Source organism: Sphingomonas endophytica (assembly GCF_001476895.1).
Classification (GTDB): Bacteria; Pseudomonadota; Alphaproteobacteria; order Sphingomonadales; family Sphingomonadaceae; genus Sphingomonas; species Sphingomonas endophytica_A.
The window spans coordinates 1-735 of the sequence record NZ_LDTB01000285.1 but is presented as its reverse complement, the minus strand read 5'-3'; the positions used below and the strand labels follow the sequence as shown (position 1 = coordinate 735).

Sequence of the window (735 nt, the reverse complement as noted above, 5' to 3'; positions counted from 1 at the left end):
AGCCACTCCTGAGCGATTTCGGGCGAGGCGTGCTCTGCGAGCATTCCGCCGAGCAGTGACGCCAGAAGTTGGACGTAGCTGGCGTTGAAGTCTCCATAAGCGATCTGCTCGACAATAATGCCTGCCGTCACGCTGCTCTCGCCAAGGCCGCCGTATTTTTCCGGCAGATCGGCGCCAATCAGGCCGAGTGACCCCATTTGTTTCAGCATGGCACGATCGATGCGGTGTTCCTTTGCCCGCCTCTGCTAGTGGGGGCCCAGCTTGTCTTTCGCGAAACGCTTCGCGGTTTCCTGAAAAGCCTGCTGCTGCTCGCTAAGCGCGTCATCCATCGCGATTCCTCCCATCTAGGTGATCTTCAGTTCTTGCATTCAGTCTAACAACTGTTAGAAATTTAACAACCAGCCCCGGAGGCAAGTCCATGCTGACGCCGACCAGCCCCGGAACATCGCTTTACCCTCATTTGCTATCTTCGCTAAAGGTAGGGCGGACCACGTTGCGTAACCGCATGATCATGGGGTCGATGCACACCCGTCTCGATATGGAGGACAACGGCGTGCACAAGATGGCGGTTTTCCTTGCCGAGCGCGCCAAGGGGGAGATAGGACTCATCATTACCGGCGGTTATGCGCCCAACAGCGCGGGTCTGATTGAGCCTGGGGGGCCGATTTTGACCGAACGTGCGCAAGCTCGCGAACTTCGTCGCATCACTGATGCTGTCCATCAGCACGGTGGTAA

General features: G+C 57.4%; 1 protein-coding gene and 1 pseudogene. One reads left to right on the top strand and one right to left on the bottom strand.

The genetic code is table 11. The features are described 5' to 3' along the window. Positions 1 to 209: acyl-CoA dehydrogenase family protein (locus NS334_RS18960; protein WP_206542739.1), on the bottom strand; the 209-nt coding region annotated here is incomplete at its 3' end. Between the two features lie 209 nt (positions 210 to 418). Between NS334_RS18960 and NS334_RS17220 the strand changes: the two are divergent. Continuing rightward, positions 419 to 735 (top strand): annotated as a pseudogene (locus tag NS334_RS17220) (hypothetical protein); the annotation flags it as partial.